This window comes from Paenibacillus sp. HGF5, from assembly GCF_000204455.1.
GTDB lineage: Bacteria > Bacillota > Bacilli > Paenibacillales > Paenibacillaceae > Paenibacillus_AQ > Paenibacillus_AQ lautus_A.
Window position 1 is genome coordinate 1 of record NZ_AEXS01000081.1, and the last position, 9,586, is coordinate 9,586.

Below are 9,586 nucleotides of genomic sequence, written 5' to 3' on the forward strand. Positions count from 1 at the left end.
CCGCTGCCCTGCCGGGATACGACGTAGCCCTCGGCCATCAGCATGTCATAACACTGCGCAGCCGATCCCCTGGACACCCCGTAGAGCCTGGCCAGCTCGCGGGTTGCGGGAAGCCTCGTTCCTTCCGGCAGCTTGCCGCTATGAATCGCGGCGCGAATCGCGTGGTACAGAGCCAAATATTTAAATCGATATTGTTCCACATAGGTCTCGAACGGCAATCCAAGCTCCATGGCGATGTCTCCTCTATTTTGGGATTACGATCAAATTGGACTATATAAATTACTCTAAATTGGCGCTTTTTCCTTGTCAATGAACATCGTATGCTGTTATTCAAAATGATAGGGGGAGCATGTAACCATGAGAAGAGACGAATTTGCGATGGAGGATCCCCAAGAGATCGAGAACTTCCTTCGCGGGATGAGCTTTGGTTTCCTTGGAACGGCCGATGAGGAAGGAATCCCACGTGTAACGCCTTTGAATTTTGCCTATGTCAACGGAGCGTTCTATTTTCACGGCAGCCGGATGGGTGAGAAAATGGACCATCTCCGCCGGACGCCCGCCGTATGCTTCACCATAGCGGATGAGTATGCCCTCATCCCTTCCTATTTCTCCGACCCCGAGATGGCATGCCCGGCCACGGCCTATTTCAAAAGCGTTACCGCTATCGGCGAGGCCGTGATTGTAGACGATCTGGAGGAAAAAGCGCTTGCGATGGAGGCGCTGATGCAAAAGCTGCAGCCTGAAGGCGGATACCGCGCCATCGACGCGAACGACCGGGCTTACACCTCCAGACTGAAAGGGGTAGCCGTCATCCGGCTGACTCCGCAGCGGATGAGCGCCAAGTTCAAGTTCGGCCAGAACCTGAAGCCGGATCGGCTCCAAGCCGTCGTCGAAGGCCTGGAATGCCGCGGCAAGAATCGGGACGAGGAGACGGCAGGACTGATTTGCAAGTATCACCCTGGACCGCGTTAAAGCGTTACATTTATCCGTGACGGTTCCTGGGGTAGGTGGTATAATGTTAGGCAATGAAAACGTAAAGGCAACTTGTCACCTGCTCTTACCTTAACCAAAAGTATTCGGAAGGAAGGAATCAGTTCATGAACCCATTGGTTGGTCAATTGAATGGAAAAATGCAAGCTGGCAATCCGCATGTGTACGACATGCTCTCCACACTCGGCAGGGAAATCTACTTCCCGAAGGAAGGCATCCTGAGCCAATCCGCGGAAGCGACGAGCCATGCGAAAAAATATAACGCTACGATCGGCATTGCAACCGAGGGCGGAATCCCGATGCATCTGGGCGTCATCCAAGACAAACTTTCGGCATACCAGCCGAAGGATCTGTACCCGTATGCCCCTCCGGCCGGCAAGCCGGAGCTTCGCTCCGTATGGCGGAACAAGATGATTCAGGAAAATCCTTCGCTTGAAGGCAAGAGCTTCAGCAATCCGATCGTCACGAATGCGCTGACGCATGGACTTAGCATCGTAGCCGATTTGTTCGTGGATGAAGGGGATGCCGTCATTTATCCCGACAAAAACTGGGAAAATTACGAGCTGACCTTCGGCATTCGCCGCCATGGCATTCATGTAACCTATCCTCTCTTCACGGACGATATGAAATTTAACGCCGACGGACTTCGTCAGGCTCTGCTGAGCCAGAAGGATAAAGGCAAAGCCGTCGTTCTGCTGAACTTCCCGAACAACCCGACGGGCTACACGCCCGGCGCGGAGGAAGGTGCGGCCATCGTGTCCGCGATCCAGGAAGCTGCCGAGGCCGGCATGAACGTTGTCGTCGTAACGGATGATGCGTATTTCGGCTTGTTCTTTGAAGATTCGCTGAAGGAATCGCTCTTCGGACGCCTGGCTGGCCTTCATCCTCGCGTGCTTCCCGTGAAAGTCGACGGTGCTACGAAGGAAGAATTCGTTTGGGGATTCCGGGTCGGCTTCATTACGTATGCGGCTGAAGATAAAGACGTGCTGGACGCTCTGGAGCAGAAAACGCTCGGCATTATCCGCGCAACGATATCCAGTGCCTCCCATCCTTCGCAGACCTTTGTTCTGGAAGCGCTGAAATCGCCTGAATTCCACGAGCAGAAGGAAGAGAAATTCGTCATCATGAAGGGCCGAGCCAACAAAGTGAAGTCCATCCTCGACAGCGGCAAATACGGCGATGTTTGGGAGTACTATCCGTTCAACTCCGGCTACTTCATGTGCCTTAAGCTGAACACGGTAAACGCCGAGGAGCTCCGCTCCCATCTCATTCATGAGTATGGCGTAGGAACCATCGCCCTCGGCGAGCATGATCTCCGGATCGCCTTCTCTTGTATTGACGAGGAGTATTTGGAGGATCTGTTCGACCTGGTCTACAAAGGGATTCAGGATCTGCAGAAGGCCTGATGATCCATTGCATCCGAATATATCACCGTTTAGGTAAAATAAAGACCGGGAATTCTCCCCGGTCTTTATTTTTTCTTCTGCCATATCTAAACGCTCGCCCATACACATAGACCAATAGCTACATACAATACCGTGTACTATAAATCAACGAACTGAAAGGGGAATGAACATGGGTGCAGTTGAAGAAGTAAGACACGGCGGATATGGCGGATACGGCGGTGGATACGGAGTTGGAGCAATCCTGGTTCTCTTTATCCTGCTCGTTATCATCACTCGTTCTTTCTGGGTGTAATGACAACTAGATAACAGCCTATACTAGAAATCGCAGGTCGCCACGCGACGCACTGCGATTTCTACAGCCAACCCTAACCCATACGATAACCACCGATAGAAGGCCGGGACACTAATGTCCCGGCCTCTTCCCGTTTTATTCGTCGTCATCGTCTTCGCGCCGGCTCTTTCGGGCAGCGGCGCTTCGGAACAGGAACACAATCGCGATGCCTGCAGCCATCGTCCCGAGGACCCGTCCTGGCGCGTTAAGGATGCCCGGAACGAGCGGAAGCCACAGCAGTACGGCCCAGAACAGCTGTACCTGGAAGATCAGCTTGCCTTCATTGTCGCGGCGAGTTCCTTCCGGAAGCGGATAGACGTGCAGCCAGAACGATTCCGGGTGCAGCTTGCGCAGCGCAGACAATTGGAGCCCGACAATCATCAGGCTGATCAGATATACAAGCGCCGATACCAGGCTATCCCGGGTGGCCCATACGATAAAGGCTCCGAGCAGTCCGACACGGATCAGAATGCCCAGAATATCGCTGCGTGTCAGGCTCTTGATAAGAAGAAAACGATAAGCGCTCTCCTTCTTCCACGCCAATCCTTTCCCCCATCCGGACAGCCATTTCCGCGCATGGACGCGCTGCTCCCGCTGAGGCACATTCACGAACCAGCTCAGCACCATCATAACCCGGCTTGCCTGCCGCTGCTCGACGGCGATTAATCGCTCCCAGGCGACCAAGTGTTTGACGGGAACGGATAACGCAGCAACATACGTGAGGCCGAGCAGCGCCATGAATAGAAGGGCATGGCCCGTTGGATGCCATAGCCAGGCAGCCAGGCTCAGTGCCGGAACGATCCAGCGGAGTGCCCGATAGGCTGCTGCCGCGTTCCGTGACACCATAAGCTGCTCCTTCCAGCTGCCATAGCTGGACAGCAGCTTGAACACGGTCAGGACAGCAAACGTAGCCAGCAGCGCCTTTGGCGAAGCATCGCTGCGTATGTATAGAGGCCATAGAATGAGCAGGACCAATCCCAAGCCGATGATTTTATATATGACTCCGCTAATCCATGCTTTGCGGAAATATTCCTTCATTCGGGATTCCTGCGGAATGAGGAACACCGTATCCGCCGTGCGCAGATACGTGCGGATGCTGCTGTTGATCATGAGGGGCGCAAGGAAAATCAGCATGATCCAGCGTATCGGCAGATCTGGCGGAACTTGCTGCAGTAGTGCGGTATACCATGCCGCGAATGCAATCAGCAGGAACAGGAATACGACGGCTACGCCGCTCTGTATGACATAACCCAGATAGGGAAGGATTTCACCCCAGAACTGCCCGCGTCGTTTGACATACAGCTCACGCAGATTCATTCGCCCTTACCGTCCTGAATCAGCACATTGAACAGCTCTTCCAGGGACATGCCCGGTCTTCCCGCTTGATCCTGGATTTCCTTCAGCGTCCCCTGAGCAATGATGCTGCCGCGGTGCAGCACGATGAACCGGTCGCAATAGTTCTCGATCGTCGAGAGAATATGGGAGCTTAGCAATACGGAAGCACCGGATGCTTTCAATTCCAGCATAAAGTCAAGCAGCGAACGGATCCCGAGCGGATCAAGCCCAAGGAAGGGCTCGTCGATGATGTACAGCGACGGTCTCGCGACGAACGCGCACATGATCATCACTTTTTGGCGCATGCCCTTGGACAAATGCGTGGACAGGCTGTCCATCTTCTCTTCCATTCGGAACATCTTCGATAGCTGCGCCGAGCGCGTCTCATAATCCTCGCGGGACACGCCGTAGGAACGGGCCGTAAATTCCAAATGCTCGCGCACCGTCATTTCCTCATACAGCAGCGGGGATTCGGGGACGAAAGCCAAGGCGCTGTGATACGCTTCCGAATGCTCCGAGCGGCTCTTCCCCTGGACCTGGATGGTCCCCTTTTGCGGATTCATCAGACCGAGGATATGCTTCATCGTCGTACTCTTGCCCGCGCCGTTCAGGCCGATCAAACCTACCATTTCCCCCGGTTCCACCTGAAAGGTTACATCATGCAGAACCGGTCGGTTTATGCTATATCCGCCGCTTAATCCTTGAACAGACAATACCGGCTGTTCGCTCATTATCGATCACCTCTTATTCTGAAAAGAGTCCAATCCACACGGATGATGACCTTACCGAATCCGCTTGAATCGGACCCATAAACAACTTAATGACTGCAAGCTCCAACGCTCGCGGAGGCTGCAGCGTTTAGCCCCGTGGAGGCTTATTCTTCAACCATTTCGGAGCGCCCTTGTTCTTGCGGTCACGCTCCCGTTCACTTTGACGCTCGCCCGACGCCTTGCCGTTTCCGGACTTGCCATTAACGCTGATGGAAGCGGGCTTTCGGGCAGGCTTGTCTTTTCGGGCAGCCCCCGCAGCTGACCCGCGGGGACCTTGGCCCCGATCGGTTGGCGCGGAACGCGGGGTTCTTACCTTGCCGCCATACAGGGCGCGTTCTTCGATCGATATGCCCAGCTCGCGATTGAACTTGCGCATGATGAACGTTTGACGGTCCGTGACAAGCGTAATCGCCATGCCGCTCCGCCCCATGCGTCCCGTACGGCCTGCGCGGTGCGTGTAATGCTCGGCATCAATAGGCGGATCGTAATTGATCACCATGCCGAGACCTTCGATATCGAGCCCCCGGGCGGCGACATCGCTAGCCACCAGAAGCTTGGTGCGCCCTTCTCTAAACGCGTTCAAAACCCGGCTTCGGGTCATCTTGTCGGCGTCCCCGTAAAGGGCAGCTGCGTTTAATCCAAGGTAATTCAGCTTCGCCTCCACCTCTGCCAAATCCTCGGTGGCATTGACGAACACGATCGCACGGTCGGGATTGTAATGCCGAACCACGCGGCGCAGCATGTCCAGCTTGTCGCGCTCTTCCGAGACGAAATAATAATGCTCCAGCGCGGACGGCGTCCGACGCTCCGGATCGATCCCGATTTCAACGGGCTGATCCATCTCCTTCTTCACGAGCTCGGCCGTCTCCGGACTCACCGTTGCGGATAAGAATACCAATTGACGGTCGCGCAAGGCACTGCGCAGAATGCGATCCACATCGCCGGCGCCGCCCAGATTAAACACCTGGTCCACCTCATCCACCACGATCGTGGTCACTTGGTGCATTTTCAGCTTCCGGATTTCGATCAGTTCCCGCACGCGTCCCGGCGTTCCCACGATCAGCTGCGGATGCAGCCGCAGCTTCTCAATCTGACGCTTGGCCGCGGCACCGCCGATCAGGCCGAGCACGCCGATTCCGCGGGCTTCCCCGTAGCGCTCGCTCTCTCTCACAATCTGGACGGCGAGCTCTTGCGTCGGAGCGAGAATCAGTTTCTGGGCTCCCTTGATCTCCGGATCGATGCCCTGAAGAACGGGCAGCAAATAAGCAAGCGTCTTTCCCGTGCCCGTCTGGGAAGTCGCCAGCACGTCCTTGCCTTCGAGTATGGGAGGAATCGCCTCGGCCTGAACGGGAGAAGGCGTGACAATGCCGAACTCCGCCAATCGGGAGGACAAATCCTCCGCTATTCCTAATGTATGAAATGTAGTTCCAGTCATATGTTAGTCTCATCCTTTTTTTAGATATCAGAAGTCTATGATTCCAAAGCGCGTCTGCCTGATATCGCTGTAGAAACTTCCGTTACGTGCAGTTTGTTTCCTTTATTGAAGGTACAGCAGGCGTCTTTTCGAACGAGTCTTGTTCACTCTTTCTCATTATATGCCAAAACAGGAGTTGCCACCAAATCAAACATGAGAAACGGACGTGCTCTGCGTTTCATGCAGGTTATTTCATCTATGCTTGATGGTCATGCCTAGGGCAGTAGAGCGAGAAACGACTTGGCCGCCGCAGATAGCGGAATGCCTCGAAGCGTTGCAATTCCAATGCTGCGCTCGGGAATCGGCGGATCGAGCGGCACCTCGATCAGCTGGCCTGTTTGCAATTCGTCGTTGGCATAGTCGCGAATGACAAAAGCCAGTCCGAAGCCGCTTCGGGCAAACTGTACCAGCAGCTCGATGCTGCCAAGCTCGAACTCCGGTTTTAGCTTTACGCCCTGGAGCTCGGCGAATTGATCCACGTACCTCCTCGTGCTTCCGCCGGTCTCCAGCATAAGCAGCGGGTAGTTCCCGATATCGTGAAGGGACAACGGGTGCGGTAATCCGGCCCGCTCCGCATACGACCTGCCGGCCACTAAACAATCATGGATCGGCGAGCTTGAGCGAAAGTCGATTTGTTTATCGGAAGCCGGTAAATGGACGATGCCAAAATCAATCTTCCCTTCCTTAAGAAGCGACAGCGTTTCCGGGGTGGTTCGGTTGGTGATGCGGATGCGAATATCCGGATAGGCGGCGTGGAAATACTCCAAATGCGGCAGCAGGTAATACTTGCACAGCGTATCGCTTGCCCCGATATTGATTTCGCCGCTGTGCAAATTATGCATGTCCGCGATCGCCTTCTCGCCGATTTCGATCAAACCGAAGGCTTGCTCGATATAGCGAAACAGCACATCGCCCTCGGACGTGAGTTTCACTCCCTTGGTGGTCCGAAAGAACAGCGGACCTCCGATCGTTTCCTCCAAATGCTTAACGGTATGGCTGACGGCTGGCTGGGTGATATGCAGATGATCCGCTGCCCTCGATAAACTGCCGAGCCGCGCAGTCCAATAAAAGACGCGATACCACTCCATATTGATTTCCATCATGATGACCTCGATTTTATCAAATGATAACAGGAACCTTGGATTGAAATTCGAGAGTTCATCTTCGAATTCCTCCGTTACCCGTATTCTTCTCTAAAGAATCGTATAACATAAGCCAAACTAATGTCCACTATTACTAATATCAATTTTATTTATAATCAAGCAGCTCATATAATGAGCCCTGTACAAGAAAATGATCGTAGGAGGCGAACACGTTGACAGTCACAGCCATTGTAGGAGCCAATTGGGGAGATGAAGGCAAAGGTAAAATGACGGATGTTCTTGCGGCGCAATCGTCGTATGTCGTTCGATTTCAGGGCGGGAGTAACGCGGGGCACACCATTATCAACGATTACGGGAAATTTTCGCTGCATATGCTGCCATCGGGTGTATTCTATCCAAACGTAACGAATATCATCGGTCCGGGAACGGCTTTGGATATGGAGGTATTGATCGGGGAACTGCAGGAACTGGAAGCCAGAAACGTTCCCGCGCCCAAGCTGTTTATATCCGAGCGCGCTCAGGTCGTGCTTCCCATTCATCGGCTGCTGGATGAACTCGAGGAAGAACGGCTCGGCGCCCGGGGATTCGGTTCCACGAAACGCGGAATCGCGCCCTTCTATGCGGATAAATATGCCAAGCTGGGCATTCAGATCGCTGATCTGTTACACCCCGAACGACTTCGTGAACGGCTCGAGCAGATGCTTGACATCAAGAATGTGCAGCTGCAGCATCTTTACGGAAGGGACCCGCTGAGCGTTGATGAGATGGTCAAGCAGCTGTTGGAGCCTTTCCAGTTCCTATCCTCCTATATCCAGGATACGACCACGCTGCTGCAGCAAGCTTATATGAAAGGCGATCCGATCCTCGTGGAGGGCCAGTTAGGAGCACTGCGCGACCCGGATCACGGGATTTACCCGTTTTCCACCTCCTCCTCAACGCTGGCAGGCTATGCACCGGTCGGGGCAGGACTTCCGCCGTACGCTATCAGCCAAGTCATTGCCGTTGTTAAAGCATACTCAAGCTGCGTCGGCGCAGGCCCCTTCGTGACCGAACTGCATGGAGATGAAGCGGATGAACTCCGCCGCCTTGGCGGCGATGCAGGCGAATACGGAGTTACGACCGGCCGGCCAAGACGAATGGGATGGTTTGATACGGTAGCCACCCGTTACGGCTGCATGATTCAGGGAGCTACCGAAGCCGTTCTCACCAACCTTGACGTACTGGGGTATCTGGATGACATTCCAGTATGCGTCGGCTATGAATTAGAGGATGGAAGCATCATTGACCATTTTCCGGTAACGGCCGATCTGCAGTCCGCAAAGCCTGTCCTGCGAACGCTGAAGGGCTGGAAATGCGACCTGTCGCATATCCGTTCCTTCGACGAGCTCCCGGAAGCCGCGCAGCAATACGTGCAGTTTATTGAATCGTCCATTGGCGTACCCGTCAAGACGATCTCCGTCGGCCCGAGACGGGATCAGATTATGATGAGATAGCTGATTCACGGCTTGCTTTCACTTGGCCAACGAAGCCTTCCAGAATGCGCCGGACACCAAGGGGATCGCTCAGCATCGGCAGATGACCGGTGCTGAGGCTCTCCACCCTGTCCGCCGACAGATTGGCTGCCATGCGCTCTTGCAAGGATTCTCCGAACTCCTTGTCTTGGGTGAGCTTCACGTAAAGCTTAGGCACTTGGGGTACGGATGCTTGAACGCGATCCGTATAGACCCTACGGGATTCCGGGATGAACTCTGCTGCGATGCGGGAGGCCTGCTCCTCCGGCAAATCGCTGCACAGCCCCTTGCGGATCACGGATTCAGGCGGCTTCGTTCCGGCCATTTTTAATAATACCGGCATGATGATCCTCTGGGGAAACGGAAGCGCCGAAACAAACGAACCGCCGCGCTTAGGTATGGCGGCACCGATGGCAACGAATCCGGCTACCCGTTCGGCTAATCTGGCGGCCAGCTCCATGGCCAACACCCCGCCCAGGGAATGCGCCACAAGGACGAACCTGTCCGTATCCCATCCCCTCACCTGCTCCGCCATATGGCTTACATAATCCTCCAGCGTCAAATGATGCCCGGGCATCCCTGCAGCCTCTTCCCGCGACGGGTAATCAACCTTCAGACACGGATAGCCCAGTCCTTCCGCAACGATATCCCACACGCCTCCGTTCA

General features: G+C 54.6%; 10 protein-coding genes. 4 read left to right on the forward strand and 6 right to left on the reverse strand.

Annotated elements, in window-relative coordinates; all coding sequences use genetic code 11:
• Positions 1-230, reverse strand: a 230-nt coding sequence (locus HMPREF9412_RS13425) for a GntR family transcriptional regulator (RefSeq protein ID WP_009592123.1), incomplete at its 3' end; no start/stop codon positions are given.
• Between the two features lie 127 nt (positions 231-357).
• On the opposite strand from HMPREF9412_RS13425, the gene HMPREF9412_RS13430 reads away from it, so the two are divergent.
• From HMPREF9412_RS13430 to HMPREF9412_RS32075, 3 genes are all read left to right on the forward strand, one after another.
• On the forward strand, positions 358-972 hold the full coding sequence (locus HMPREF9412_RS13430; protein ID WP_009592119.1) for a pyridoxamine 5'-phosphate oxidase family protein: 615 nt from the start codon (positions 358-360) through the stop codon (positions 970-972).
• Positions 973-1,097: 125 nt separating this feature from the next.
• Complete coding sequence (locus HMPREF9412_RS13435; RefSeq protein ID WP_009592117.1) at positions 1,098-2,396, forward strand: aminotransferase class I/II-fold pyridoxal phosphate-dependent enzyme; 1,299 nt, start codon at positions 1,098-1,100, stop codon at positions 2,394-2,396.
• Positions 2,397-2,565: 169 nt separating this feature from the next.
• Positions 2,566-2,688: a hypothetical protein gene (locus tag HMPREF9412_RS32075; protein WP_009592125.1), complete on the forward strand. Its 123-nt coding sequence runs from the start codon at positions 2,566-2,568 to the stop codon at positions 2,686-2,688.
• A gap of 135 nt (positions 2,689-2,823) precedes the next feature.
• Here the strand turns inward: HMPREF9412_RS32075 and HMPREF9412_RS13440 are convergent, their stop codons facing one another.
• The 4 genes from HMPREF9412_RS13440 to HMPREF9412_RS13455 all read right to left on the reverse strand — a co-directional run bounded on the left by HMPREF9412_RS13440 (position 2,824) and on the right by HMPREF9412_RS13455 (position 7,406).
• Complete coding sequence (locus tag HMPREF9412_RS13440; protein WP_009592121.1) at positions 2,824-4,044, reverse strand: ABC transporter permease; 1,221 nt, start codon at positions 4,042-4,044, stop codon at positions 2,824-2,826.
• A complete protein-coding gene (locus tag HMPREF9412_RS13445; RefSeq protein ID WP_009592122.1) occupies positions 4,041-4,793 on the reverse strand; it encodes an ABC transporter ATP-binding protein in 753 nt (250 codons plus the stop codon). Before HMPREF9412_RS13445 ends, HMPREF9412_RS13440 begins: the two co-directional genes overlap by 4 nt.
• A 127-nt stretch (positions 4,794-4,920) precedes the next feature.
• Positions 4,921-6,267 carry a DEAD/DEAH box helicase gene (locus HMPREF9412_RS13450; RefSeq protein ID WP_009592124.1) on the reverse strand — a complete coding sequence of 449 codons (1,347 nt, stop codon included), beginning with the start codon at positions 6,265-6,267 and terminating at the stop codon, positions 4,921-4,923.
• Positions 6,268-6,521: 254 nt separating this feature from the next.
• The gene (locus tag HMPREF9412_RS13455) at positions 6,522-7,406 is read right to left on the reverse strand and encodes a LysR family transcriptional regulator (protein ID WP_009592116.1); all 885 of its coding nucleotides are present in this window, start codon (positions 7,404-7,406) and stop codon (positions 6,522-6,524) included.
• A 215-nt stretch (positions 7,407-7,621) separates the two neighbouring features.
• On the opposite strand from HMPREF9412_RS13455, the gene HMPREF9412_RS13460 reads away from it, so the two are divergent.
• Entirely contained in the window at positions 7,622-8,902 is a 1,281-nt protein-coding gene (locus HMPREF9412_RS13460; protein ID WP_009592118.1) for an adenylosuccinate synthase, read from the forward strand.
• Here the strand turns inward: HMPREF9412_RS13460 and HMPREF9412_RS13465 are convergent.
• Positions 8,889-9,586, reverse strand: a 698-nt coding sequence (locus HMPREF9412_RS13465; protein WP_036672172.1) for an alpha/beta fold hydrolase, incomplete at its 5' end; no start/stop codon positions are given. The genes HMPREF9412_RS13460 and HMPREF9412_RS13465 overlap by 14 nt on opposite strands.

Excerpts from the sequence above, each read along its gene's own strand:
- HMPREF9412_RS13450 (WP_009592124.1), bottom strand. The coding sequence starts at position 6,267 with ATGACTGGAACTACATTTCATACATTAGGAATAGCGGAGGATTTGTCC.
- HMPREF9412_RS32075 (WP_009592125.1), top strand. The coding sequence starts at position 2,566 with ATGGGTGCAGTTGAAGAAGTAAGACACGGCGGATATGGCGGATACGGC.
- HMPREF9412_RS13455 (WP_009592116.1), bottom strand. The coding sequence starts at position 7,406 with ATGGAAATCAATATGGAGTGGTATCGCGTCTTTTATTGGACTGCGCGG.
- HMPREF9412_RS13435 (WP_009592117.1), top strand. The coding sequence starts at position 1,098 with ATGAACCCATTGGTTGGTCAATTGAATGGAAAAATGCAAGCTGGCAAT.
- HMPREF9412_RS13440 (WP_009592121.1), bottom strand. The coding sequence starts at position 4,044 with ATGAATCTGCGTGAGCTGTATGTCAAACGACGCGGGCAGTTCTGGGGT.
- HMPREF9412_RS13445 (WP_009592122.1), bottom strand. The coding sequence starts at position 4,793 with ATGAGCGAACAGCCGGTATTGTCTGTTCAAGGATTAAGCGGCGGATAT.
- HMPREF9412_RS13430 (WP_009592119.1), top strand. The coding sequence starts at position 358 with ATGAGAAGAGACGAATTTGCGATGGAGGATCCCCAAGAGATCGAGAAC.